This window comes from Candidatus Didemnitutus sp. (assembly GCA_019634575.1).
GTDB lineage: Bacteria > Verrucomicrobiota > Verrucomicrobiia > Opitutales > Opitutaceae > Didemnitutus.
On the sequence record JAHCAY010000002.1, the window covers coordinates 525,326 to 550,246 of the forward strand.

Below are 24,921 nucleotides of genomic sequence, written 5' to 3' on the forward strand. Positions count from 1 at the left end.
GGAAACCTGCCCGATGGGGCGGCGCGGCGTGGTTTTTGGTGTCTCTTTGCGCCGCTTTATGGCCAACTCAGCGCCGCTCGCCATGTCTCTGGACCTCGCCGCCATCCGCGCTGCCGCCGACCGCATCGCGCCCCACGTCAAACGCACGCCGGTCCTCACCAACGACGCCCTCGACGCCACCGCCGGCGCCTCGCTGTTCTTCAAATGCGAGAACCTCCAGGCGATGGGCGCGTTCAAGGCCCGCGGCGCCGCCAACGCCGTGTTCTCACTGAGCGACGCCGCAGCCGTCCACGGTGTCGTCACGCACAGCTCCGGCAACCACGGCGCCGCCGTGGCACGCGCGGCGCAGCGGCGCGGCATCCCGGGCTTCATCGTCATGCCGCACAACGCGCCGCAGACGAAAATCCGCAACGTCGAGCGCTACGGCGGCCGCATCGTCTTCTGCGAACCGAACCTCACCGCACGCGAAGCCGCGTGCGCGCGCATCGCAGCCGAAACCGGCGCGGTGCTCGTGCATCCGTTCGACGATTACGCCGTCATGGCCGGACAAGGCACCGCGACGCTCGAGCTGCTCGAGCAAGCCGGCGCGCTCGACCTCGTGCTCTGCCCCGTCGGCGGCGGCGGCCTCCTCTGCGGCACCGCCATCGCCGCAAAAGGCGCACGCCCCGGCCTTCGCGTGATCGGTGTCGAACCCGCCGCGTCCGACGACGTCGCGCAATCCTTTCGCGCGAAAAAACCGATCAGCATCGCCCACGCCGACACGATCGCCGACGGCCTCCGCACCAACGTCACCGGCGAGCGCAACCTCCCGCTCATCCTCCAACACGTCGACGACATCGTCACCGTTTCCGAAGACGCCATCGTCACCGCGATGCGCACGCTTTGGGAAAGCCTGAAGCTCGTCGTCGAACCGTCCTGCGCCGTGCCGTTCGCCGCGATCCAGTCCGGCCGCCTCGATGTCCGTGGTCTCCGCGTCGGAGTCATTCTCACCGGCGGCAACGTCGACCTCGAAAAACTTCCCTGGCTGAAAAAATGAGCTCCGTCTTTCCGACCCGATCGTCCTCTTCGCTCGAGCAACTGGCCACGCCCTGCCTCGTCCTCGAACGCGGCAAACTCGCGCACAATCTTGCGCACCTCGCCGCGACCGCCGCCATCAAGGGCGTGCGCTTCCGTCCGCACCTCAAGACGGCGAAGAGCGCCGACATCGGCCACCTCGCCGCCCCGCCGCCCGAAGGTGCGATCACCGTTTCCACACTGCGCGAAGCGGAATACTTCGCGCATCACGGCTGGCGCGACATTTTCTACGCTGTCGGCCTCGGCCCGGGAAAACTGGCGCGCGCGGCGGCCTTGGCGCACGGCGGCGTCGACCTGGCGGTCATTGTCGACCACGTCGCTGCCGCGCACGCGCTGCGCGAATGCGCGCGCACCGAACGCGTGAGCTTCCGCGTGTTGATCGAGATCGACAGCGGGGACCGCCGCGGCGGCCTGCCACCGGAAAGCAACGAACTCGTGCTCGTCGCCCAGGAACTCGGACCACTCTTTGCCGGCGTCGCGACGCACGGCGGATTTTCCTACGCAGAACGCGATGCGGCCGGCTTCGCGCACGCCGCCGCCCTCGAAGCCGAAGCGCTGCGCGTCGCCGCCGCTCGCCTCCACGCCGCCGGTTTCCCGTGCGCGATGCTCAGCCTCGGCTCCAGCCCGACCGCTGTCGCCGTCGCCGACCTCGCCGGCATCACCGAGCTGCGCGCGGGCGTCTACATGTTTTGGGACTGCTACCAGGCCGGCATCGGCGCGTGCCGTTACGACGACATCGCGCTCAGTGTGCTCACGGAAGTGATCGGGCGTCCCGCGCATCGTCCCAACGAATTTCTGATCGATGCCGGCTCGTTCGCGCTCTCGAAGGACACCGCGACCGCCGCACTCTCGCCCGAGAAAAATGCCGGCTACGGCTTCGTCTGCGACCTCGACGGGCAGCTGCTCCCCGGCCTGCGCGTGCAGCGCACGTGGCAGGAACACGGCTTGGTCGTGAGCGATCACCCGCTCGCGCCGGAGACATTCCCGATCGGCACGCGCCTGCGCATCCTGCCGAACCACGCCTGCCCGACCGCCGCCGCACACGACCGCTATTTCGTCGTCAACGGCAGCCGCGATCTCGTCGCCGAATGGCCGCGCGTGAACGGTTGGTGAGAGAATCAGCGTTCTGCGCGCGGAGACAGGTTCCTGTCATAGCCCCAAACGCAGCGTTGACGTGCGCCGCCGTGCCCGTAGTCCTCGTGCACCTTAAATGATTCAGGTCCGCTCCAACGTCTCGCTGATGCTTACGCCGTGGTATAACACCACGTCGAAAGCTATTACGCGAACACTCCCGGGCGCCCTGTAACAGCCAATTTAGATTCCAACCTAAATCCCCTTTCCAAATCACAGGCCGCCCAATCCAGGGCGGCCTTTTTGTTTTCTCCCATGAACACCGCCACCGCTCCCGTCGTTACCCTGAACGCTGAAGCCCCGACTCCCGCCGCGCGCGTGCATCCGGGCTTCCCCCGCCTCTCCACTCGCCCGCAGGCGAACTCGGGCGGACCGAATCACCACCTCTTCAACAACAACGGGACGTGGTTCATTCACTACACGCTGTTCCCGGATCCGTTCACCAAGCAGCGCATCCGCGCCTCGCTGAAGACCGCCAATCTCAACGAGGCCAGACAGCGCCGCGACATGTTCTTCGCCCAGTTGCCGGGCGGCGACGTGATCCTGCGGATGTTCGCCGGCGCCTCGGCCGCCGCCTGAGTTTAGCCATAGGACGCCCCGCCGCGCGTTCGGTGCAGGACGCGCGGCGCGGAGCGTCGGCGCACGCGAATGTCGCGTGCGCCGCGCTTACGGATTTTCCTGCACCAACGGCGCCGGCTTCGGATACGTGCGCTGCAACAGCGCTTCCGGCACGGGCACGATGCAGATGTTCATCGCGCGCCCGTCGGCCGAGAGCATGGCCGACTCGATCTCGATGCGCGTGCCGTCCGGACTGAAGGTCGGATGCACGTGGTCGGCCGCGGTGGCCTTGTGGCCGGCCGTGAGGAGAATCATTTCGTCGTTCGTGCGGTCGATGAGGTAGAGATTGCGGCCGAAGTCGTCGCCCACCGCCCAGCGCCCGTCGGGAGAACCGTGCACATGCCAGAGGCCGCTGCCGCGCTTGGTCTGGCCCGCGATGCGCATCTCACGGGTGCGGAGGTTCACGATGCCGAGTCCGGTCGGGTGCTCGCGCGTGCCGGACGGCCCCCAGGCGTCGTTCGTGCCGGGTGCGCGATGGCCCATCAGCGCGAACGCTACTTCGTCCTTCGTGATCACCGCCTCGTGCGTGACCCAATCCCACGGCGCCTCCGGGAACAGCGGCCGCAGGCCCGAGCCGTCACCGCGCACGGTCCACGTCCGCTGCGGAGATTTGCCGCCGGTTTCCCAACAGAAAACGATTTCGCCGGACACCCACGGGTTCGTCTGCACGTGGCCGATCTGGAACGGCACCGCGACGATGAACTGCAGCGCACCGGTCTTCAGGTCCATGCGCCCGAGTCCAGTCGGACCCGCGCCCATGTTGCGCGGGCCGAAGTTCGGCTCGATCTTCGCGTCGGCCCGCAGGTGCTTCGCCGCCTCCTCCTTCGCGACGCGAAAATACGCCACGTCCTCGGCGGCGTCGATCGCGAGATCGCCACCCGCGCCCCACTCGAGCGGGATCGTGCCGCACACGCGCTCGTAGTCCGCCGCCTGCGTCCCGCGGCCGGCCTCGCTGTCGGCAAAGAGTTTCCCGAGATCGACCTCGACCAGTTGCGACGGCCGCGCCGGACCGCGCTCGCCTCGCGGGCCCGCCTCGCTACCGGCACGACGCTCGGGCGGCAGCCGCACGCCGCCCTCGGGCCGGAAAAAATACATCTTCATCGCATGCTGCGCGAGGCACAGCATGCCGATGTAGCCGCCCTCGGTCACCTGCACGATCACGCCCGACTCCTCGTTCACCGCCATCGCCTCGCCGCGCACGCGATTGGAGCGGAACACGACCCATTTGCTGTCGGCGGTCCATTGGCGGTGCGTGGGATAAATCTTCGAATCCCCGACCGGCGTGCTGGTCAGAAACGTCAGCGGCACGCCTGTGACCGGATCGATCACCACTTTCTTCTCCGAGGGAAAACGATCGCCGATTTTCGCGTGCGCCACGACAGGCATGCACAGCGACGCGGCGACACTGGCCAACAGCACGAAAACGCGAGTCGTCATGGGATAAGGGGTTGGGGTTGCGCGGAATTCTCCGCGCCTCACCGCCGCCCGCCATCGCAAATCCTCGCGAACGAACTGTCCGCCTCAGGAGCTTTTCCCAGCGGCGCCCGGCCGCGGCCGCCGCACCTCGACCTCGGGCAGGAACGCCGTGAGCAACCCGATCAACGGAAACCACGCCGCGAGATCGAACACCGTCGCGATGCTCGTGTGGTCCGCCAGGTGCCCGAGCAGCGCCGAGCCGATGCCGGCCGCGCCGAACGCGAGCCCAAAGAACAATCCGGCCACGAGGCCGACGTTGCCCGGTAACAATTCCTGCGCGTAAACGAGAATCGCCGAGAACGCCGACGCAAGGATCAGACCGATGAAGACCGTCAGCACCACCGTGCCCGCAAGCCCGACGTGCGGCAGCAGCAACGAGAACGGCGCCACGCCGAGGATCGAGATCCAGATCACGCGCTTGCGTCCGATGCGATCGCCCACCGGCCCGCCGATGATCGTGCCCGCCGCCACGGCGAACAGGAACACGAACAGGTAAACCTGCGAGAGCTGCACCGACACGCCGAATTTTCCGATGAGATAGAACGTGTAGTAGTTCGTCAGGCTGATCAGATAGAAATATTTCGAGAAGATCAGCGCCACGAGCACGACGAGCGCCCACGCGACTTTGCCGCGACTCAGCTTCACCGGCACGAAGTCGCCATGCGCCGCCGGCCGCACCTTCAGCCGGTGCATGTTCGCCCGATACCATTGGCCGATGCGCGTCAGCAGCGCGATGCCGCCGAGCGCCACCAACGTGAACCACAGGATGTGCGCCTGCCCGCGCGGGATGATGACCGCCGCCGCGAGCAACGGCCCGAGCGACGTGCCGAAATTGCCGCCGACCTGAAAGAGCGATTGCGCGAAGCCGTGCCGCCCGCCCGAGGCCATGCGCGCCACCCGCGACGCCTCCGGATGAAACACCGACGAGCCCACGCCCATCATGCCGGCCGCGAGCGCCATCAGGGAGAACGTGTGCGCCTGCGACAGCAGGGCCATGCCACCGAGCGTGAACGTCATCCCCACCGGCAGCGAAAACGGCTGCGGCCGTCGATCCGTGAAGTAGCCGACCACCGGCTGCAGCATCGAACCCGTCAGCTGGTAGGTCAGCGTGATCAAACCGATTTGCGTGAACGTCAGGTGATACGAATCCTTCAGCAGCGGGTAGATCGCCGGCAACATCGCCTGGAACGTGTCGTTCAACAGGTGCGCGACGCTGAGCGCGAACAAGACGTTCATCACCGTCGCGTGGGCAGCAGAAGAGGTCAGCGCGCTTTCCGTAGCGCGGGTCGGGCGTGGACTCATGCGCGCCCACTAGCCGCTAGGTCGGCGCCCGAGTCAAGAAACCCGCCTGTTCTAGCAGCACCGCTCCGCGCCGGATTAGCAAGGCACTCAGGGCCGCTGGTTTTCCGTCCTCAGTCTTTCATTCCGAAAAATTGCTCGGGGTGGGACTCGAACCCACACGACTTGCGTCACGGGCTTCTAAGACCCGCATGTCTGCCATTCCATCACCCGAGCGTGCGGCGATTGCGGATTGAGGATTTCGGATTGCGGAAAGACGAAGGCAAGAGCCGTTTCTTCGCCGCACGCCTCACGGCACCTTGGCTGCGGACAAAAACTCCGGCGCGCGCCGCGCGTGCGTGCGCGTCTCGAAATCGGCGGCGAGCGCGAGCAGTTTCGCGTCGTCCCACGCGCGGCCGACGAAGGACGCTCCCACCGGAAGTCCGAACATCTCCGCCGCCGGCACCGTCACGCTCGGATATCCGGCCACCGCCGCCATCGTCGAACTGCCGCCAGCGCTGCTCTCGCCCAGCACATGATCCGTCAACGCCGCCGGACCGCGCGTGAGCATGACAAGCGCGTCGAATTTTCCGGCGGCGAACGTCGCGTCAAGGCCCTCACCGCGCGCGAGGCGGCGGCATGTCGCCAGCGCGTCGAGATAGGCACGCTCGGTGAGTGGTCCGCGTTTCTCGGCCGCGACCAGATCCTGTTGCCCGAAAAACGCCATCTCCTCCGCCGCATGCGCCTCGTTGAAGGCGATCACGTCGGCGAGCATCTTCATCGGCGTCACGCGGCCCGGCTCGGCGAGGTAGCGGTTCAGGCCGTCCTTGAACTCGTAGGAAAGCACGTCGTAGGTCGCGCCGCCGAACTTGCCCAGCGTAGCGATCTTCACGTCGTCGGTCACTTCGGCCCCGGCGGCGCGCAGTTGGGCGACGAGGTGGTCGAGCGCGCCGTCGAGCCGCGCCGGAATGCCGAACGGTCCGCGCACCACGCCGATGCGTGCACCGCGCAGCGCGTGCGCCGGCAATGGCACCGTGAGCTCGGCGAGCGTTGCGCGCGGGATTTCCCGCGTCGCGTCGTCGCGTTCGTCCGGGCCGGCGATCGCGGCGAGCACAAGGGCGGCGTCCGCGACGCTGCGCGCGATCGGCCCGGCCGTGTCCTGCGAAGCCGCGATGGGAATGATGCCGCTGCGGCTCACGAGTCCGACGGTGGGCTTGAAACCGACCACGCCGCACGCCGATGCCGGCGAAACGATCGAGCCGTTCGTCTCCGTGCCGATGGCGAACGCGCACAAATTCGCGGACACCGCCGCGGCCGAGCCGGAGCTCGAGCCGGACGGATTGCGGTCGAGCGCGTAGGGATTGCGCGTCTGTCCGCCACGACCGCTCCAACCGCTGCTGGAATTGTTGCCCCGGAAATTCGCCCACTCGGTCATGTTCGCCTTCCCGAGCAAGACCGCGCCGGCGGCGCGCAGCTGCGCCACGACGTGCGCATCGCGCGGAACCCGCTGGCCGACGAGGGCGAGCGAACCGGCCGTCGTCTGCATGCGATCCGCCGTGTCGAGATTGTCCTTCACAAGAAACGGGACGCCGTGCAACGGTCCGCGCACTTTCCCCGCCCGTCGCTCGGCGTCGCGCTCACGGGCGATGGCGAGCGCGTCGGGATTCAGTTCGAGCACGGCATTGAGTTTCGGGCCGGCGCGGTCGATCTCCGCGACGCGCGCGAGGTAGTCCTGCGTGAGTTGCTCGGACGTTACGCGTCCCGCCGCCATCTCGGCCTGGAGTTCGGCGACGGATTTTTCGGCCCAGCGAAAATCGGCCCGCAACAGCGCGACCGAGGCGAGGAACACCAGCACGAGACGTTTCATGGAAAATCAGCGCGTCGCCACGCCGAGCCGCTCGCCCATCCGCGCGTAGACCTCGAGCTGGCTGGCGCTCTGCTCGACGAGATCGCGGTCGAACGTGATGCGACCCGGCTGGAAGATCGTGACGACGCACGAGCCGCCGAAACGGAACAGGCCCTTCTCCGCGCCCTTCGCGACCGCGCGGCCCGACACGTAGGATTGGAAAATCGTGCCGACCATCGTCGCACCGATCTCGCACACTGCGACGCGGCCGAACGCCGGCGATTCGACGAGCGTGACCATGCGCTTGTTTTCCCAGAGGTAGGCGAGGTTGCGGCGCAGCGCGATCGGCGAGACCGAGTAGAGCCAGCCGTTGATCAGCTGTGCTTCACCGGGCATGCCGCCCACCGGAAAATGGAAGCGATGGTAGTCGACCGGGCAGAGTCGCGAGATGAGCAGCGAGCCGCCGGCAAACTCGCGCGAAAGCACGCGTTTCTCCTCGGGCAGATGCGCTTCGCCGAGGAACGACGCGAGGTCGAACCGCTGGCCCTTCGCGTAGAAGCCTTCCGCGCCGTCGACGTTCTGGAACGCGAGATGGCGCCCGTCCGCGGGTAACACCGCCACACGTTCGTCGTCTGCCGCGGCGATCGGCCGCGCGCCCTCCTTCAGCCCGCGATAAAAGAACTCGTTGAACGATTTGAAAACGAACGGGCTCTTCGCGAACTCGTCCACGTCGAGCCCGTATTCGATGATGAACGGCAGGATGCGGCGCGTGCTGTCCGCCATCGACATCCGCCAGCCGTAGTAGCGCGAGAGCCAGGCACGACGCACGAGGGCGTTGAGCGAGGCGCGGCCGAGTGCGCTCTCGTAGGTCCAGCGCAGCCATTTTTCGCCGTAGACCGTCTCGGTCTCGACGACGCGTTTGGCGCGGTGGAAATAGCGGATGGGCTCCTCGGGCGTCGACGGCATGCGCGGCCACGTTCACCCAAACCCGGCGCGAGGCAAAGGAAGAAAACGCGCTGACGATTGGGGATTGCTTTCCGGGCCCCTTCCCCGGCTAACCTCCGCACATGAGTCTCTGCCCTTGTGGTTCCGGTCTGAACTTCGATGCCTGCTGCGGTCCGATCATCGCGGGCGCTCCTGCGCCCACGGCCGAAGCGCTGATGCGCTCGCGCTACACCGCGCACGTCAAACACGAGATCGGCCACCTCGAACGCACACTGAGCGCCGATCAGCGCAAGACCTTCGACGCTCCCGCCGCCAAGAAATGGTCCGAGGAATCCGAGTGGCTCGGCCTGACCATCTCCCGCACCGAGCAGGGCGGCGCCGACGACAAGATCGGCGCGGTCGAGTTCACCGCGAAGTTCAAGATGCAGGGCGAGGAGCACGAACATTTCGAAATCGCGCTCTTCGGTCGCGAGGACGACCGCTGGGTCTACACCGGCCAGGTCAACGGCCCCGGCACGACCTACCGTCGCGAGCAGCCGAAGGTCGGCCGCAACGACCCCTGCCCCTGCGGCAGCGGCAAGAAATACAAGAAGTGCTGCGGCGCCGCGGCCTGATTTGCCGCTGACGCGCCCGGCGCGTGCCGCTGGATTTCCGGCATGGACACCTCATTTGCCCGCCTCTGGCTGCGTGCGGAAGGCCTCGTTGCGCTCGCGCTGGCGACGGTGCTCTACCGTCACAACCAGCTCCCGTGGCTCTGGTTCGGCGTGCTCTTCCTCGCGCCCGATCTCTCGATGATCGGCTACGCCGCGGGCCCGCGGATCGGCGCACGCGCCTACAACATCGCGCACTCCTACCTGCTGCCCGGCGCCTTGGTCGCGTTGACCTTGGGCCTCGGCGACCACTTTCCTTTTGCACGCGACCTGCTGGGCGTCGCGTTGATCTGGTGCGCGCACATCGGCTTCGATCGCGCCCTCGGCTACGGCTTGAAATCGGTCGAGGGTTTCCGCTTCACGCACCTCGGCCGGATCGGCCGCGAACGCTGACCCTCACGCCGTGGCCGCCGGCGCTGCCGTCGGCGCGGTCGGCGCGCGGCTGCGCAACCGCAGCGCCTCGTAGATCGGCGTATTGCCGAGCGCCTCGGCCACGCCGTAGGCCGTGAGACACGCGACCAGCAGCGGCAGCATGAAGCCGTAGACGCCAGTCAACTCGATCATCAGCACGATGCCGGTGAGCGGCGCGCGGACGATCGCGGTGAACATCGCGCCCATGCCCAGCACGCAGAAAATCGCCGGCGTCAGCCCCGCCGCACCATGCGGCACGACGGCATGCACGCCCGCGCCGAACAACAAGCCGCCCAGCGCACCGAGCCCGAGCAGCGGCGCGAAGATGCCGCCGGCCGCCCCCGAGCTGTAACTCACCATCGTCAGGCAAAACCGCGCCACGATGAACAGCGGCAGCGCGCCCAGCGCGATCTGCCCCGCCAACGCCGCCTGGACGAGCGGGCCGCCCGAGCCGGCCAATCCCGGCACCAGCCACGCGGCCAAGCCGACAATGGCACCCACCGCGCCGCCGATCGCCCAGCCCGACCAGCGCACCGCGCGATCGCGAAAATCGAGCGTCAGCAGCAGCACGCGGTTGAAAAACACGCCGAAAGCTCCCGCCAGCACGCCGAGCAACGCCGCCCACGGCACCGTCGCGACGCCGGGTGCGATCATTCCGCTCAGGTGAAACACCGGCAGCTCGTTCGTCAGCAGGCGTGCCACCACGTCGCCCGACACCGAGGCGAGGAAGGCCGCAACGAACATCACCGGCGTGAAATTTCCGTGCAGTTCCTCCAGCACGAACACCACGCCCGACAGCGGCGCGTTGAACGCCGCGCCGAGCCCCGCGCCCGCGCCCGCGCTCATCAGCGCACGGCGCTCGCCCTCGCCTTCGCGCACCTTGAACAGCTCCGAAACCATGTGCCCGATGCCGCTGCCCATCTGCACGGTCGGACCCTCGCGTCCGAGCGCGAATCCGCTGCCGGTAGTGAGCAGGCCGCCGAAAAATTTCACCGGCAGCAACCGCCGCCACTCCGGCGTCGACTCGCGCAACAGGATCGATTTCAGCTGCGGAATGCCGCTGCCCGACGCGTGCGGCGCGAACCGGCGCACCAGCCAGACGCCGAGCGCTCCCGCCGCCGCGCTCAACGCGATCGACACCGGCAATCCCCACCCGCCCACGCTGGCGACCGCGTGCTCCCGCCAGATTTCCGCCCGCTCCAGCGCGAGGCGAAAGATCGAGGCGAGCACGCCCGCGATGACGCCCACGAGCACCGCCTTCACCACGATGTGACGGCGTTTCACTTCCCCGGCGCTCAAACCGGAACTCTCGTCGGGCGCAAGATGCATGGCGCATTTCAGCGCACCGCGACCTGCGGTTTCAAGGGACAATCGCGCCATGTCACGAAAGACCGGAAAATCTCCCACGCCGCGGCACCCGTGCGGCGCAGCTTGACGGGTTCGCCGTTTGCAACGCGCGCCGTTCGCGCCTAGCCTCCGCGCCATGGAAAATTTCGTCTACCAGAACCCCACACGCATCCTCTTCGGCCGTGGCCAGATCGCCGCACTCGCCACCGAGTTGCCCGTCGATGCCCGCGTGCTCCTGCTGGCCGGCGGCGGCAGCATCAAGGAGAACGGCGTCCATGCGCAGGTCGTGAAGGCGCTCGGCACGCGCACCGTGAAGGAATTCTGGGGCGTCGAAGCCAATCCCGACTACGACACGCTGATGCGCGCCGTGGAAATCGTGAAAGCCGAGAAGCTCGACTGGATCCTGCCGGTCGGCGGCGGCTCGGTGCTCGACGGCGCGAAGTTCGTCGCCGCCGCCGCGCTCTATCCGCACGACCCGTGGACGATTCTCACCGAGCGCGCCGCGCGCGTCACCGCGGCGCTGCCGATCGGTGCCGTCCTCACGCTGCCCGCCACCGGCTCGGAATCGAACGGCGCCTCCGTCGTCTCGCGCCGCGCGATCAAGGAGAAGCTCGCGTTCATCTCGCCGCATGTGTTCCCGCGTTTCTCCGTGCTCGATCCGGAGACGACGTTCTCGCTGCCCGCACGCCAGGTCGCGAACGGCATCGGCGACGCCTTCTGCCATGTCATCGAGCAATACCTCACCTTTCCCGCGCAGGCCGCGGTGCAGGACCGTTTCGCCGAGGGCATTCTTCGCACCCTGGTCGAGATCGGCCCGAAGACGCTGGCCAACCCCACCGACTACGACACGCGCGCGAACTTCGTCTGGGCCGCCACGACTGCGTTGAATGGCTGGATCTCCGTCGGCGTGCCGCAGGACTGGGCCACGCACATCATCGGTCACGAGCTCACCGCGTTGCACGGCATCGACCACGCCCGCACCCTCGCGGTCGTGCTGCCATCGCTGCTCCAAGTCGAACGCGCGGCCAAGCGCGGCAAACTCCTCCAATACGCCGAGCGCGTCTGGGATCTGCGCACCGGCAACGAGGACGCGCGCATCGACGCCGCGATCGAAAAGACCCGCGCCTTCTACGAATCGCTCGGCATCAAGACGCGCCTCGCCGACTACGACGTGCCGGTCGCCGTCGCCGCGGAAGTGTCGCGCCGCCTCGCCGCGCGCGGGCTGTCGGCCTTCGGTGACCGCGGGCTCATCACGCCAGCGAAGGTCGAGCAGATTCTCCGCGCCGCGGCCTAGCTTTTCCCGGAAGCCAGCGCGGCTGCGATCGCCTCGCCGAGCTGGGCGAACGCGAGCGGCTTGTGCAGCAACCGCGTGACGCGAAGCTTGCCGGCTTCGAGTTCCTCCGCGCTGGTGAAAAAGCCGCTCGCGATCAGGACCGGCTGCGTCGGCTTCCATGCACGGATGCGCGCGATCAGCTGCAAGCCGCTCATCCCCGGCATGGTCAAATCCGTGAGCACGAGCGCGAAGTCCGCCGGTCGCGCCTCGAACTCCGCCAGCGCCGCGACCGGTCGCTCGAAAGCGGTGACGCGGTAGCCGAGCTGCACGAGGATTTGCCGCACCGTGCCGACGACCGCCACGTCGTCGTCGACGAGCAGAATCTGTTCGCCCTTGCCGCGCGGGATCTCGGCCGGCGGCCGGGCCGCGGCCTCGGCGTCCGCCGGCGCGACGGGAAAGAACACGTTGAAGAGCGTGCCGCGTCCGGGCTGGCTGAAGACCGTCACCGCGCCGCCATGCTGCTGCATGATGCCGTGCACGACCGCCAGGCCGAGACCCGTGCCATGACCGGGCGCCTTGGTCGAAAAGAACGGCTCGAAGACGCGCGACACGATCTCGGGCGTCATGCCCGGACCGTCGTCCTGGATGCCGATGCGGACATAGCGTCCGGGCGCGAGCGAATCGACCCGCGAGCGCGCGGCATCCGCGATTTCGACGATCTCCGCGGTGAAAGTGACGCGCCCGCCCACGCCTTGCATCGCCTGCACCGCGTTGGTGCCGATGTTCATCAACACCTGGTGCGCCTGCGTCGGATCGGCGAGAATGGCGGGCAGCTGCGCCGCCACATTGTGTTCCAGCTCGATGCCGCCGCGTCCGAGCACGCGGAGGAAATCGATCGTCTCGGCCACCAACGGCAACACCGGCACCGGCTGGCGCGTCGCGCCCGAGCGCCGGGAGAAGGCCAGGATCTGCTGCACCAGCTGGCGCGCGCGGCGGCCGCCGTGAATGATCTGCCGCATCGACTCGATTTCCGGGCGCCCCGCCGGGAGCGACATCAGGCTCAGCTCGGCGTGGCCGAGCACGGCGGTGAGCACGTTGTTGAAATCGTGCGCTATGCCGCCGGCGAGCCGGCCGATGGCCTCGAGTTTCTGTGTCTCGAGCAGACGCTTCTCCTGTTGCGCCAGCTGCTCGCGCGCGCGCACCTGCTCCGTCACGTCCTGGACGGAGACCAACAGCGAACGCCCGAGCGGCCCCACCGACACATGCCACCAGCCGGAGCCCTGCGATTTCTCGTAATGGAAACGGCGCACCTCCGCCGGCGGCGAGGCGCGGCGCACTTCGCGTTCGAGCGCCGCCTCGGCGCCGAGCAACACCCCGAAGCGCATTCCCTCCGCCTGGCTCCCGTCGGGCACGAGCAGCGTGCGCGCCGCCGGGTTGATCTGCCGGATGCGCAACTGCTGCTCCGCATCGGGCTCCAACACCAGCAGTCCGCTGTGCGCGCCATCGAAGACGGCGCGGAATTCCTCCGCCTGACGCGCGAGCCGCGCCTGCAATCGCCGCAGATGCCACACCGTCCACAACGCGAGCGCCAGCGCCACGGTGAGACCGATCGCCACGAACATCGTCACGTCCTGCGCGGAATAGTGGGCCGGCTCGATATGCCCGAACCATTTCCGGTAGAGGCGATCGAACCGCCCCGTGCGCACGAGAATGGCGAGGCCTTCGTTCACCTGTGCCAGCAGGCGCGCGTCGCCTTTTTGCACGGCGTAGCAGTATTCGACCTCGTAGCCCGAGACGTCGTTGTCGACCGCATGCACGTCCGTCAGCCCGAGATGATACGCCAGCGCCGCGCCGCTGAGCCGGCCGACCAGCGTCGCATCGGCCTCGCCGCGCGCCACCGCCTTGAGCCCGTCCTCCACCGAATCGACAATGTAGATCGACGCCTCGAGATTCGCACGCCGCAGGATCGCCTCGCCCAAGCTGCCGCGGTGCACCGCCACTTTGCGCCCGCGACAATCGTCGAGCGTCTCGACGGCCGCGCGCCGCCCGCGCACGAAGAGCGCGCCCGTCATCCGCAAATAAGGCACCGAAAAATCGACCCGGCGCTCGCGCTCGGGAAAGCGCGCATAGGCCTGCAACAACTCGATCTCGCCCGTCTCAAAACGCTGGTGGACGTCCCGCGTGGTGCCAGTCGCGCGCTCGAGCCGCAAGGCCATGACGGACTCGATCTCCGCGGTGAGTTCGGTGGAGAAACCCGTCAACTTCCCGTCCGGCTGGGCGAACGAAAACGGATAGTTGTCCGTCAGCATGCCCACACGCGGCCGCGCGCCAGCGGCGGCGTTATCCGCACGCGCCAAGGCCACGAGGCCAACGAGCGCGCAAATCAGGCCGGCGAGACGGAGGGGAAGCCGCACCACACAAGCCAAGCGGCGCGCGCGCCCGGATTCAATGCGTCATTGCCGGAATTCAGCGGGCCGGCCCGTTCGCGCCGAAGAGCGCCGGGGCTCCGGGCAGGAGTTCGCCGTGGTCGTCGAAGAGCGCGCAGGTGCCGCCCTCCCAGGCGTAATGGCCGGGAAGTTGGATGGATTCCGGGTGCCAATACCAGACGCCGCAACCGAGGCCGTGCGGGATGTCGCGCACGGCTTGGACGACATCGCGGAGGAACTGCGCCTGGCCCGCTGGCGTGAGCGGCCAATCCATGTTCGCCTTCTCGGTCCATTTCTTCGCCGTCTTCCACGGATAACCGGCCTCGACGACTTGGATCGGCTTCTGGAACTCGTCCGCGAGCGCCGCGAGCGTGCGGCGATAATTCGCGAGCCCGCCGTGCCAGTCGGGATAGTAGCTGAGCCCGATGATGTCGTAATCGAGCCCCGCGTCGCGCGCGTGACGGAACCACCAGAGCGATTTCGCCAAGTTGCCGCCGCTCTCGATGTGCAGGATGATCTTCGGCTGACCCGGACCGCGCGGCACGGCGGCGATGCCGGCGCGGAGCAGGCGCGCGAGTCGCGTCCACGCGGCGGCATCCTCGTCGGCGGACGCACCGAAGTTCACGCGACCATCGGGCCAGAGCGTGCCGTTGGTGATCTCGTTGCCGATCTGGACGAACTCCGGCCGCAGCCCCTCGCGCTCGAAGCGCGCGAGCACGTCGCGCGTGTAGGCGCCGACCTGTGCGACGAGCTCGTCGAATGGCAACTGCGCCCACGCGGCGGGTTTGATCTGCTTCTGCGGATCGGCCCAGGTGTCGGAGTAATGCAGGTCGAGCATGAACGTCGCGCCCGACGCCTTCACGCGACGCGCGAGCGCGACCGTGTAGTCGAGCGAGTTGTCGACGATGCCCTCGGCCTTCGGATGCACGAAGAGCCGCAGGCGCACGCCGTTCAATCCCTCGCCGCGCAAGAGCGTCAGTGCATCGGCGGCGCGGCCGGCTTTCGTGAATTTCGCGCCGCGCGCCTCGTAGATCGGCAGCGCCGAAAGATCGGCGCCGACATAGAACGGTTCGGCGGCGAGCGTCGCGACAGCGAGGATAAGAAACGCGAGGCAGCGAAGCGTCTTCATGCGGCGGCGAACGTAGCGCGCCACCCGCGGGAAAACAAACGCGCAGTCGGCCGAGCGCTCAGTGCACCGCCAGCGCCGGGGGCGGCGCGATGGTCTTGCCGACGACGAACTCAGAGCGCAGCAGCAGTTTCGCGCTCAACGCGTGCGGCCGCGGCATGCGGTAGAGCAGCCGGCCGAGCGCGGACGAACCGACTTCCTCGTGCGGCACGCGGATCGACGCGACTTGCGGCATGCCGACGGGCGGCGTGATGCCGTCGTAGCCGCTAATCGAGCAATCCTCCGGCACGCGCACGCCGCGCACGTGCAGGTCGTGGATGAGCGGGTAAGCCTGGTGATCGGCGGCGCAGACCCATGCGGTGACGCCTTCCTCGCGCACGAGGTGCACGATGCGGTCGGCCATTTCCGGCGGGGAGATTTTCGGGACGTCCTTGCGGACGTTGATCGTCCAATCGGGGTTCAGCGGCAGGCCGTGATCGTAGACGCCCTCGAGGTAGGCGGAAAAGCGGCGCTTCGTCCAATGACCGCCGACCGGATAATGCCACGCGGCGAAGCCGATGCGGCGATGGCCGGCGTGCACGAGTTCGTCGACGATGCGCTCGATGCCGGCGGTCTGGTCGGTGTCGATCGAATCGACGCCGAGATCGACGTAATCCTCGAGCACGGCGACCGCGGTGGTCTTGCGCGAGAGGGCGGCGACGGCGTCGTCGGAGAACGGATAGATCAGGATGACGCCGCGCCAGCCGCCGCTGCGGACCTGGCGGAAGACTTCGTTGCGTTTCGCGCCGATGGTGAACTCATCGGGATTCGGAAAGCGGACGTCGATGGCGACGTTTTCCTGCGCGGCGCGGTCGTGAATGCCTTTGAGAATGAAGGGAAACGTCGCGGTGCCCGGCGCGGTGTCGCGCACGCCGACGAGCACGCCGACGGTGAGCGGGCGCGTGGAGGTCTTCTTCCGGCGCGGGCGCGTGAAGTTGTAGCCCATCTCCTCGGCGACCTGGAGGACGCGCGAACGGGTCTCGCCGCTGATGGCCGGATCGTTCGCGAGGGAGCGCGAGACGGTGCCGGAGGAAATCTTCAGCTTCTTGGCGATGAGTTGTTGGCTGACGAAACGCATGGGCGGCGCGAAATTCAGGCGGGAGGGAGAGCGAAGACCCGCACGTAGTCGATGCGGAATTCCTGGGGAAATTTCGTGGTGTCGTCCGGATTGCCCGGCCAGCCGCCGCCGACGGCGAGATTCAGCAGGAGAAAATAGGGACCGTCATCGAACACCCAGCGCGCCTTGCCGGGCAGGCTGGCGGGCGTGACGGTGAAGTAGGTCTGGCCATCGATCTGCCACGCGATGCGGCCGGGCGACCAGTCGACGGCGAAGACGTGATAGGCATCGGCGAACGCCGCGCCGGCGGGGAGCGTGAACATGCCTTGGATGCCCTGCGTGCCGGCGTAGCCGGGACCGTGAATCGTCGCGTAGGCGACGGACGGCTCGCGGCCGAGATTTTCCAGGATGTCGATCTCGCCGCAATCCGGCCACTCGACGGGGCCGGCATCGCGACCGAGCATCCAGAACGCGGGCCAGATGCCTTGGCCGCGCGGGAGTTTCAGGCGGGCCTCGATGCGGCCGTAACGCGCAGTGAATTTGCCCGCGGTGTGCAAGCGCGCCGAAGTGAAGCGGCCGCCGACTTCGCGCTGGGCGCGGAGGACGAGGACCTTGCCGTCGGTGGCCGCGGGATCGTCGGCGATGAAGGAGTTGGCGCGATCGGCGGTGTAGGTTTGCAGCTCCTGGTTGCCGAAGCCGTGGCTGCCGAGTTCGTGGGTCCATTTCGCAGCGTCGGGCGCGGTGCCGGCGGGTTGCGCGAATTCGTCGGACCAGACGGGACGGGCGGGCTCGGCGCGCGCGAACGTCGCGGCGGCGAGGACGGCGATCAGGGCGGCGTGGCGGAACATGAGAACGGCGGGGTGGCGAAAAAAGAGACGCGCATCAGCACCCCTGCTGATGCGCGTCGCAAACCATCATGCAATCTTCGCTCAGAACTTGTAGTCGAACTCGAGACGGTAGGTGCGCGGCGCCGAGTAGATCAGGCCGTAGAGCTTCCGGTCGTCGGTGAGGTTGTCGATGTTCAGCTGGGCGGCGGCGTCGTGGCCGGCGAGCTTGAAGGCGTAACGGGCCATGGCGTTGTAGGAGTAACGGGCCGGCGTCTTGAGGACGACGATGTTGCCGTTCTTGTCCGTGATGCGCTGGCCGCCGCCGTGCGTGATACCGGATTGGTATTCGCGGGGCGACTCGTAGTTGCCGCCGAGGCCGAAGCTCCAGCCCTTCATGGCGCCGGTGGTGAACTGGTAGTTCGCCCAGACGGAGCCCTGGTGCTCGGGCGTGTCGTCCTGCTTCTCGCCGTAGCCGAAGCCGATGCCGGACCAAGTCGAAGAATCATACGGGGCGCGATAGGCCGTGGTGAGCGGCTTGCCGGTCAGACCCCAGTCGGTGTTCGGGAAATACCAGACCGCCCACTTGTCCTGCGGGTAGCCGTATTTGGCGAAGTCGCCGGCAGAGGTGATGATCTTCTGGATGTGGGTGTAGCTCGCGATGACTTGGAAGTTGTTCGTCGGCGAGAACACGAGGTCGGCCTGCCAGCCCTTGCCCTGGTCGGCACCGATGACGTATTCGTTGCCCTGCGGGCTCGAAGCGCGGTCGTTCCACGCGTTGTTGGTCTCGGTGTCGTAGTTGTAGAGCCAGCCCGGCCAGCTCATGCCGTGGGACTTGGTGAAGTCGAACACGGCGTCGAGGAAGGCGGCGCCCGTGGTCTTGGAGGCGTTCACATACCAGTTGGTGCTGCCACCGACGGTCTTCTGGTAGATCGAACCGGCGGCGACACCGGCGTTCCACTGCGCGGCGCTCGCGTCACCGGCACCGTTGGTCCAGCTCGGGCCGCCCGCGCTCTGCGGGGCGAACTCGTTGACTTGGTAAACGATGTCCTTGTTCGGGTTGAAGTTCTTGTAGTTGGACGTCGGGGCCCACCAGTAGAAGAACGGCGTGCCGGAGCGGTTGATCTTGAACGAGCTGACGGAACCGGAAATGCGGCCCTCCCAGAGGTCGAACTTCACGCCGAACTCCTTCGAGCGCGCGATGACGGCGCCGATCGGATTGCCGTTGGTGTCGACGTAGCCGTTGAAGTTGGGCTGCACGCCTTCGGCCTTGAGGGCGAAGAGCGAGATTTGCTTCGTGACTTCGAGGCTGACGCCGCGCTGGTAGGTGCGGACCTTGGCCTTCGGGCTGCGAACCTTCGAGGTCGTGCCGGCGACGCGGTTGTTCGTGTAGACGTAGTTGTCGCTCAGGTCGTCGCGGCCGCCGAGGATGACGAGGACGCGGTCCTGAATGAACTTACCGGAATAGACGACGTAGGTGGATTGGTCCCACGCGAGGTTCTCGTTGTAGGTCTTGTTGACCATCGCCACGTCGGCGGAGCCGTCGCCTTGCTTGCCGAAGGTGATCGGGGAGGCGTCGAGCGGGCTCTTGTAGTTGCGCAGGTTGTCGTCCGTGCCGCGGTCGTCGGAGGTGTTCTTCTGCGATTCTTCGGAGTGGCCGACGAGGATCGAGTGGGTGTTGGAGAGCCACTTGTTGCCGGCGAGGAAAGTGTCCTTCCAGCTGAGCTCGGCGCGAACCTGATCGTGGGTGTTCTCGGTGCGATTGGTGCCCCAGCCGTATTGGAGGATGACGTCGTTCACTTTGCCGTTGACGACATTGGTGTTCGAGTCGCCGCCGTTCTTGTCGAGGGATGCGACGCCGAAATCGACGGTCTTACGGAGCGCGGTCGGGCCGACACCGGTGGTGAGGTTGGCGAACACGTCGCGGGTGTTGAACGTGACGTTGTTGTGGTTGTAGCCGACGAGGAGGTGGAGGCTCTCGAAGATCTGTTGGTCAGCCTGGAGGCGGATGTTGCTCGCCTTGGTCTTGATGTAGGTATCCGGGCCGCTCCAGCGGAAGGTGTAGGGGTCGGTGCCGGGGAGGGTGAAGAAATCGGCGTGCTCGCCTTGGTCGCCGCCGCTGACACCGGTCATGGCGCGAACACGGCGGAAGCCGACGCCTTCGTCGGTCTGCTTGCCGTATTCGAAATCGGCGAGGATTTCGGTCGTCTTCGTCGGGCGGAAGCTGAAGGCCGGGGAGATGAACGCGTGGTTGGACTTGTTGTATTGCGTGTAGTCGCCGCGATCTTCGAGCGCGCCGGTGACACGGTAGTTGAAGTCCCACGTCGGACTGATCGGGCCGGTGGTGTCGAGCGTCAGGCGCTTGAAGTCGTAGCTGCCGAGCGAGAGGCCGACTTCGGAGGACTGCTTGGCCTGCGGAGTCTTCGGGATGTAGTTAACGATACCGCCGAATTCGCCGATGCCGTAGAGCAACGCGGTGGGGCCGAACGCGACTTCGACGCGGCCGATGTTGATCGAGTCGGTCGAGTTCTGGCGGCGGAAACCGTCGCGCAGCACGGCGTCGGTGATGTAGCCGCGGATCTTGTAGGAGGTGGCCGTCTTGCTGGCAGTCGCGCCTTCGGGGTTGTTCACGCCGCCGGGGCCTTGGTAGGCGCCGCCGGGCGTGCCCTGGTCGTTCTGCGACTGGAGCTGGATGGCGGAGGTGAAGGAGAGGGCTTTGCGGAGGTCGTTCGCGCCGGTGTCGCGGACGAATTTTTCCGTGATGACCGCGATGGGCATCGGCAGGTCCTTGATGGACTCGTTCAGGCGCGTGCCGGTCGTGGCGTTGGTGGCCTTGTAGCCATTGTCCTTGTCCGTGGTCACCTTGAAGGGAGACAGCACGTAGGCTTCGTCTTTGTCTTTCTCGGGCGCGGCGGCGGTTTCACCGGCCGGCGCGGGTGGCGTCGATTGGGCATTGGCCAGAGGCCAGAGGCCGAGCAGCGCGATGCCGGCCGCTACGCCGGCGCGAATCGCAGAGGGGGATGCGAGGTGCATTGGGGATCGTCTTGGGTTTGGGTGCTACCCCGAAACCGAAACGTATCGAAACGGAGCCGCGCAGGGCGGCGCTGCCTGAAACGAGGGGTCTTGGGGTTTGGTAGAGTTACAGCCGACGCAGCTAGGGAGATCGCCGCGCTTGCTAGCAGAAATCTTCTTTCTGGTGCATCGCTTGTCAAACGTAGTGTGCATTGACATGTGCACAAACAAATCGAACTACTTACTAATTGCTTCTAATTACAAGACAGATGCTTCCTATTTGGTTTTTTTAAACAAAAACGCCAAATTTCCGGCTTAAATAAATTTTGGTGCACTCATTGGTTCTTGCTTCATGCACCAAATCGGACTTTGTGTGCCGGGCTGTCCCGAACCGCGCCCCGTCCCCCGCCCCATGGCTAAGATCAGTCACGCCGTCATCGCGAAAAAGCTGAACATCTCGCGCGCCACGGTCACCCGCAGCCTCGCAAATCATCCGGCGATCAGCGCGGAAACCCGCGCCCGCGTCATCGCGACCGCCGACGAGCTCGGCTACCGTCCCAGCCCCGGCCGCGCGATGCGCAACCGCGGTCGCGGCGCGCGCCGCCTCACGATCGGCGTGCTCATCGGCCTCGAGGTGCAGCCGGAAAAAGCGGTCCTCACCACCTATCCGCACATTCTCAAGGGCATTCGCGAGCGCGCGGAGATCGAGCGCGTGCATATCGACGTGCACTATCGCGCGCCCGTCGCGTTCCACCCCGAGGCTTCGCCCGTCGAATTCTCGCGGCTCATCCGCCAGGGCGACTGGCGCGGCGCCATTCTCATCTACCCATTCGAGGAGCCCGCCGTCGAAACCATCGCGAGCAAAATTTCCACCGTCGGCGTCCTCGAAAGCTACAACTGCCCCGGCGTCGACGTGATCGACACCGACGACGCGCTCGCCGTCTGCTCGCTCACCGACACCCTGCGCGCCGCCGGCCATCGGCGGATCGGCTTCCTCTCGTGGGATTATCAGGTCGGCGGACACTGGATCGCGCGACGCTTCAGCGGCTACATCGAATCGCTCTTCCTCAACGACCTCGAATTCAACGCCGACTGGGTGCTCAACGTCCGCCCGACCACCGGCCGCGTGCCGCGCGCGCAATTGGCCGACGTCGTCGCCCGCTTCGTGCGCGAGCAACAGGTCACTGCCTGGGTCTGCGCCGCGGACCACCAAGCCTACCAACTCATCCAAGACCTGCCGACGCGCGGCATCCGTGTGCCCGAGGACTGCTCCGTCACCGGCTTCGACGGCCTCGAACCGCCCAACGGCCTGCCGCGCGTCACCTCGATGCGCGTGCCGCACGAACACATCGGCGCGTCCGCGCTCTCACGCTTGATCAGCCGCATCCAGCACCCGACCTCGCCGCGGAGAAAAATCCTCGTCGAGGCGCAACTCGTCAACGGCGTCACCGTCGGCGCACCGCTGGTCGCGGCGATCCGGTGATCCGACCGGATCGACCGCGCCGCGAGTCGCCCGATCTTCCGCTCGGGCAAGCCAGCCCGCAACTCCGGTAGTTGCCGTCCACGACGACTGGCAACTCAACCGCGTGCATGTCCGCCGTTTTTTGGGTTGGCAGGCTTTCATGTATGTGCATATACACTTCTCATGCCCAAGGAGCTCGATCTTTCCCGCACCGAAAACTGCGTCTGCCTCAATCTACGCTGGGTGGCGCGAGCCGTGACGAAGTGCTACGACGCCGAGATACGGCGCCACGGCCTGCGTCCCACACAGACGTCCATCCTGCTCGCGTTGAAGTCCAGAGAGGCGTGGAGCATGGCCGATCTGAGCGACTGGCTCGGGATGGACCGGACGACGCTCGTGCGAAATCTGCAACCGCTGCAACGCGACGGCTTGGTGAACACCAATGGCGGCGGGCGCGGCGCGCGCGTAGAAGTATCGATCAGCGCCAAAGGCCGCCAAAAGGTCGAGGAAGCACTGCCGGCCTGGCGCGCCGCGCAGAAGGCGGCGATCAAGACGCTCGGCGAGCAGCGCTGGAGGGCGATTCTCTCCGACCTCGACACCGCCGCCCTCGCGCTCGGGAAATAATTTCGAAGCAAATCCAATCAAAACAACTCGGCCCTCAGTAGTGCATATGCACATCCCATCATCGAACCCTACCTGGGTTCTCATCACCGGCGCCTCGAGCGGATTCGGTGAGGAGTTCGCCCGCCAATACGCCACACAAGGCCACTCGCTGGTCCTCGTCGCCCGCCGCCTCGACCGCCTGCAAGCGCTGGCCGAAACGCTCCGTCAGGAGCACGGCATCGAAGTCGTCGTCGAGCAGGTCGACCTCTCAGACATCGCCGCGATCGGCCGCCTGCACGAACGGCTCCGCGCCCGCGGCATCGCGATCGACGTTCTGATCAACAACGCCGGCCACGGCCTGCAAGGCGCGTTTGCCGACACTCCCCTCGCCTCCGCGCTGGCGATGATCCAGTTGGACATCGCGAGCCTGACCGCCGTGACCCACGTCTTCGCGCAAGACATGCGCAAGCGGCGTCGGGGCTCGATTCTGCTCGTGGCGAGCCTCCTCGCCTATCAGGGCGTGGAGAACTTCGCCGTCTACGCGGCCGCGAAAGCCTACGTGCTCCGCCTCGGCGAAGCGCTGCACCGCGAGTTCAAGCGCGACGGCGTCACGGTCACTACGCTCTGCCCGGGCGCCTCGGAGACCGGCTTTGCTCAGGCCGCGCGGATGAAAATCACGCCGATGCTGAAGCCGATGCTGATGAAACCCGCGCCCGTCGTGCGGGCCGGCATCCGCGCGCTGCGAGCCGGGCGCATGAGCGTTGTCCCCGGTTTCGCCAACAAATTCCTCGTCGCGTTCACCTGGGCCACTCCGCGCTGGCTGCACCAAGCCGCCATGTCGCAGGCGATGAACGGATGAATCCCCGCCCTCGCTCCATGAACACCTCCTTTCCCACTCTCACCCTCGTCCTCGCCACAGGCGGGCTGGCCGGCTGCTCTCTGCCCGCGGTCGGACCTGATTACCGCCGCCCGGAGACTCCGGTCGCGGCGAGCTATCAAGACGCGTCTGCCGCGACGACCAATCCGCTCGCCAAGGACTGGTGGCGTGAATTCGGCGACGCGGAACTCGACCGCACCATCGCGAAGGCCCTAGCCGAAAACCAAAGTCTCCAAGCCGCGCTGGCTCGCGTCGAACAAGCCCGCGCACTCACCGGCGAAGCGCGCTCCGTGTTCCTCCCGACGGTCGGCGCGGTCGGAATGGCGACGCGCGAGCAAACCTCCGAGACGACGACCAACCGTTTTCCCAACGGCCTCACGACCACCTATCGCCTGCCGCTCACGCTCTCGTGGGAACTCGATCTGTTCGGTCGCGTGCGACGGCTCAACGAAGGCGCGCGCGCCAATCATCTCGCGACGCAGGAGGTCGCCGATGCCACCCGCCTTGAGGTCGCGGCGGAAACTGCTTCGACCTACTTCGCGCTCACGGCCACCGACGAAGAAACGCGAATCGTCGCGCACACGCTGGAGCTGCAAAGGGAAATGCTCTCGCTCGTCGAAGCGCGACGCGACGCCGGCCGCGCGAGCGATCTCGCGCTCGAGCAAGCGCGACTGGCCGTCTCCTCCTCGGAGGCCGATCTCGCCGCCGTCGCGAATCGCCGCGCCGCGCTGAAAAACGGCTTGGCCATTCTGCTGGGGCAAGCCGCACCCGCATTCGAGATCGACGAACGCGCGCCGCTCCGGGGCGCACTCCCCGTCATCCCTGTTGGTCTGCCGAGCGAACTGCTGCGTCGCCGTCCCGATCTCGCGGCCGCAGAGAGCGGCTTGAAAGCGGCCAACGCTCAAGTCGGCGTGGCCAAAGCCGCATTCTTCCCGTCGATCTCCCTGACCGGTTCGGCCGGCGCGGCGAGCGCCGAAATCGACAGCCTTTTCCAGCGCGACAGCCGCGCATGGTCGATCGGCCCGAGCGTCTACCTGCCGCTTTTCCAAGGCGGACGAAACCGCGCCGCCTACCGACGCAGCCAGGCCGCCTTCGAGGAGGCGGCGGCGGGTTTTCGGCAGAGCATTCTCGCCGCAATGCGCGAAGTGCAGGACGCGCTGACCGCCTCGCAGCGCCTCTCCGCGCAGGCCGATGCCGTCGCACGCGCCGTCGTCAGCGCCCGCCGCGTCCGCGAACTCGCCGAAACTCGTTATCTCGCGGGAGCGACGAGCTACCTCGAAGTGATCGATGCGCAGCGCAACGCCCTCGCCGTCGAGCGCAGTGCCACCGCGCTGGCCGGCCAACGCTGGGTCACGCACGTCACCCTCATCCGCGCCCTCGGCGGCGGATGGGAAGCGCCGGCCGCACTCTGATCCGAAATCCCACTCACCAAATCCATTCAACTTC

General features: G+C 66.9%; 20 protein-coding genes and 1 tRNA gene. 10 read left to right on the top strand and 11 right to left on the bottom strand.

The features are described from left to right. Window positions 1-82 precede the first annotated feature (82 nt). The 3 genes from KF715_17385 to KF715_17395 all read left to right on the top strand — a co-directional run bounded on the left by KF715_17385 (window position 83) and on the right by KF715_17395 (window position 2,784). Complete coding sequence (locus KF715_17385) at window positions 83-1,036, top strand: threonine/serine dehydratase (protein MBX3738472.1); 954 nt, start codon at window positions 83-85, stop codon at window positions 1,034-1,036. Continuing rightward, window positions 1,033-2,187: an alanine racemase gene (locus KF715_17390; protein ID MBX3738473.1), complete on the top strand. Its 1,155-nt coding sequence runs from the start codon at window positions 1,033-1,035 to the stop codon at window positions 2,185-2,187. Before KF715_17385 ends, KF715_17390 begins: the two co-directional genes overlap by 4 nt. 273 nt (window positions 2,188-2,460) lie before the next feature. Continuing rightward, complete coding sequence (locus KF715_17395; GenBank protein MBX3738474.1) at window positions 2,461-2,784, top strand: hypothetical protein; 324 nt, start codon at window positions 2,461-2,463, stop codon at window positions 2,782-2,784. A gap of 87 nt (window positions 2,785-2,871) precedes the next feature. Here KF715_17395 and KF715_17400 read toward each other — a convergent pair whose 3' ends face one another. The 5 genes from KF715_17400 to KF715_17420 all read right to left on the bottom strand — a co-directional run bounded on the left by KF715_17400 (window position 2,872) and on the right by KF715_17420 (window position 8,389). Then, a complete protein-coding gene (locus tag KF715_17400; GenBank protein MBX3738475.1) occupies window positions 2,872-4,260 on the bottom strand; it encodes a hypothetical protein in 1,389 nt (462 codons plus the stop codon). An 84-nt stretch (window positions 4,261-4,344) separates the two neighbouring features. Then, window positions 4,345-5,535: an MFS transporter gene (locus tag KF715_17405; protein ID MBX3738476.1), complete on the bottom strand. Its 1,191-nt coding sequence runs from the start codon at window positions 5,533-5,535 to the stop codon at window positions 4,345-4,347. 198 nt (window positions 5,536-5,733) lie between these two features. After that, a tRNA-Leu gene (locus tag KF715_17410) sits at window positions 5,734-5,814 on the bottom strand. A 73-nt stretch (window positions 5,815-5,887) separates the two neighbouring features. After that, the gene (locus KF715_17415) at window positions 5,888-7,444 is read right to left on the bottom strand and encodes an amidase (protein ID MBX3738477.1); all 1,557 of its coding nucleotides are present in this window, start codon (window positions 7,442-7,444) and stop codon (window positions 5,888-5,890) included. Window positions 7,445-7,450: 6 nt separating this feature from the next. Then, on the bottom strand, window positions 7,451-8,389 hold the full coding sequence (locus KF715_17420) for a phosphatidylserine decarboxylase (GenBank protein MBX3738478.1): 939 nt from the start codon (window positions 8,387-8,389) through the stop codon (window positions 7,451-7,453). 101 nt (window positions 8,390-8,490) lie between these two features. On the opposite strand from KF715_17420, the gene KF715_17425 reads away from it, so the two are divergent. Further along, window positions 8,491-8,982 carry a YchJ family protein gene (locus KF715_17425; protein MBX3738479.1) on the top strand — a complete coding sequence of 164 codons (492 nt, stop codon included), beginning with the start codon at window positions 8,491-8,493 and terminating at the stop codon, window positions 8,980-8,982. Between the two features lie 42 nt (window positions 8,983-9,024). Next, window positions 9,025-9,411 (top strand): DUF4260 domain-containing protein, encoded by a 387-nt coding sequence (locus KF715_17430; GenBank protein MBX3738480.1) that lies wholly within the window; start codon window positions 9,025-9,027, stop codon window positions 9,409-9,411. A 3-nt stretch (window positions 9,412-9,414) separates the two neighbouring features. Here the strand turns inward: KF715_17430 and clcA are convergent, their stop codons facing one another. Then, window positions 9,415-10,713 (bottom strand): H(+)/Cl(-) exchange transporter ClcA, encoded by a 1,299-nt coding sequence (clcA, locus tag KF715_17435; protein MBX3738481.1) that lies wholly within the window; start codon window positions 10,711-10,713, stop codon window positions 9,415-9,417. Between the two features lie 199 nt (window positions 10,714-10,912). Between clcA and KF715_17440 the strand changes: the two genes are divergently transcribed. Next, complete coding sequence (locus tag KF715_17440) at window positions 10,913-12,070, top strand: iron-containing alcohol dehydrogenase (GenBank protein MBX3738482.1); 1,158 nt, start codon at window positions 10,913-10,915, stop codon at window positions 12,068-12,070. On the opposite strand, the gene KF715_17445 is transcribed toward KF715_17440, so the two are convergent. The 5 genes from KF715_17445 to KF715_17465 all read right to left on the bottom strand — a co-directional run bounded on the left by KF715_17445 (window position 12,067) and on the right by KF715_17465 (window position 20,554). After that, window positions 12,067-14,463: a transporter substrate-binding domain-containing protein gene (locus KF715_17445; protein ID MBX3738483.1), complete on the bottom strand. Its 2,397-nt coding sequence runs from the start codon at window positions 14,461-14,463 to the stop codon at window positions 12,067-12,069. The two genes, KF715_17440 and KF715_17445, sit on opposite strands and share 4 nt — an antisense overlap. A gap of 52 nt (window positions 14,464-14,515) precedes the next feature. Then, window positions 14,516-15,604 (bottom strand): glycosyl hydrolase 53 family protein, encoded by a 1,089-nt coding sequence (locus KF715_17450; GenBank protein ID MBX3738484.1) that lies wholly within the window; start codon window positions 15,602-15,604, stop codon window positions 14,516-14,518. A 58-nt stretch (window positions 15,605-15,662) separates the two neighbouring features. Beyond that, window positions 15,663-16,718, bottom strand: coding sequence for a LacI family DNA-binding transcriptional regulator (locus KF715_17455; GenBank protein MBX3738485.1), 1,056 nt, complete (start codon window positions 16,716-16,718; stop codon window positions 15,663-15,665). A gap of 14 nt (window positions 16,719-16,732) precedes the next feature. Further along, window positions 16,733-17,545, bottom strand: coding sequence for a glycoside hydrolase family 16 protein (locus KF715_17460; GenBank protein MBX3738486.1), 813 nt, complete (start codon window positions 17,543-17,545; stop codon window positions 16,733-16,735). Between the two features lie 81 nt (window positions 17,546-17,626). After that, a complete protein-coding gene (locus tag KF715_17465) occupies window positions 17,627-20,554 on the bottom strand; it encodes a TonB-dependent receptor plug domain-containing protein (GenBank protein MBX3738487.1) in 2,928 nt (975 codons plus the stop codon). Window positions 20,555-20,945: 391 nt separating this feature from the next. Here KF715_17465 and KF715_17470 point away from each other — a divergent pair, with 391 nt between their 5' ends. The 4 genes from KF715_17470 to KF715_17485 all read left to right on the top strand — a co-directional run bounded on the left by KF715_17470 (window position 20,946) and on the right by KF715_17485 (window position 24,887). After that, window positions 20,946-22,016, top strand: coding sequence for a LacI family DNA-binding transcriptional regulator (locus tag KF715_17470; GenBank protein ID MBX3738488.1), 1,071 nt, complete (start codon window positions 20,946-20,948; stop codon window positions 22,014-22,016). 162 nt (window positions 22,017-22,178) lie between these two features. Then, entirely contained in the window at window positions 22,179-22,619 is a 441-nt protein-coding gene (locus KF715_17475) for a winged helix-turn-helix transcriptional regulator (protein ID MBX3738489.1), read from the top strand. A 46-nt stretch (window positions 22,620-22,665) separates the two neighbouring features. Continuing rightward, complete coding sequence (locus KF715_17480; GenBank protein ID MBX3738490.1) at window positions 22,666-23,457, top strand: SDR family NAD(P)-dependent oxidoreductase; 792 nt, start codon at window positions 22,666-22,668, stop codon at window positions 23,455-23,457. Window positions 23,458-23,474: 17 nt separating this feature from the next. Then, window positions 23,475-24,887: an efflux transporter outer membrane subunit gene (locus KF715_17485; GenBank protein ID MBX3738491.1), complete on the top strand. Its 1,413-nt coding sequence runs from the start codon at window positions 23,475-23,477 to the stop codon at window positions 24,885-24,887. The last annotated feature ends 34 nt before the right edge of the window (window positions 24,888-24,921 follow it).

Coding starts and splice junctions, on each gene's coding strand:
- KF715_17475 (MBX3738489.1), top strand. CDS start 22,179: ATGCCCAAGGAGCTCGATCTTTCCCGCACCGAAAACTGCGTCTGCCTC.
- KF715_17420 (MBX3738478.1), bottom strand. CDS start 8,389: ATGCCGTCGACGCCCGAGGAGCCCATCCGCTATTTCCACCGCGCCAAA.
- KF715_17480 (MBX3738490.1), top strand. CDS start 22,666: ATGCACATCCCATCATCGAACCCTACCTGGGTTCTCATCACCGGCGCC.
- KF715_17425 (MBX3738479.1), top strand. CDS start 8,491: ATGAGTCTCTGCCCTTGTGGTTCCGGTCTGAACTTCGATGCCTGCTGC.
- KF715_17470 (MBX3738488.1), top strand. CDS start 20,946: ATGGCTAAGATCAGTCACGCCGTCATCGCGAAAAAGCTGAACATCTCG.
- KF715_17455 (MBX3738485.1), bottom strand. CDS start 16,718: ATGCGTTTCGTCAGCCAACAACTCATCGCCAAGAAGCTGAAGATTTCC.
- KF715_17440 (MBX3738482.1), top strand. CDS start 10,913: ATGGAAAATTTCGTCTACCAGAACCCCACACGCATCCTCTTCGGCCGT.
- KF715_17405 (MBX3738476.1), bottom strand. CDS start 5,535: ATGAACGTCTTGTTCGCGCTCAGCGTCGCGCACCTGTTGAACGACACG.
- KF715_17450 (MBX3738484.1), bottom strand. CDS start 15,604: ATGAAGACGCTTCGCTGCCTCGCGTTTCTTATCCTCGCTGTCGCGACG.
- KF715_17460 (MBX3738486.1), bottom strand. CDS start 17,545: ATGTTCCGCCACGCCGCCCTGATCGCCGTCCTCGCCGCCGCGACGTTC.
- KF715_17415 (MBX3738477.1), bottom strand. CDS start 7,444: ATGAAACGTCTCGTGCTGGTGTTCCTCGCCTCGGTCGCGCTGTTGCGG.
- KF715_17400 (MBX3738475.1), bottom strand. CDS start 4,260: ATGACGACTCGCGTTTTCGTGCTGTTGGCCAGTGTCGCCGCGTCGCTG.
- KF715_17430 (MBX3738480.1), top strand. CDS start 9,025: ATGGACACCTCATTTGCCCGCCTCTGGCTGCGTGCGGAAGGCCTCGTT.
- KF715_17395 (MBX3738474.1), top strand. CDS start 2,461: ATGAACACCGCCACCGCTCCCGTCGTTACCCTGAACGCTGAAGCCCCG.
- KF715_17390 (MBX3738473.1), top strand. CDS start 1,033: ATGAGCTCCGTCTTTCCGACCCGATCGTCCTCTTCGCTCGAGCAACTG.
- KF715_17385 (MBX3738472.1), top strand. CDS start 83: ATGTCTCTGGACCTCGCCGCCATCCGCGCTGCCGCCGACCGCATCGCG.
- KF715_17465 (MBX3738487.1), bottom strand. CDS start 20,554: ATGCACCTCGCATCCCCCTCTGCGATTCGCGCCGGCGTAGCGGCCGGC.
- KF715_17485 (MBX3738491.1), top strand. CDS start 23,475: ATGAACACCTCCTTTCCCACTCTCACCCTCGTCCTCGCCACAGGCGGG.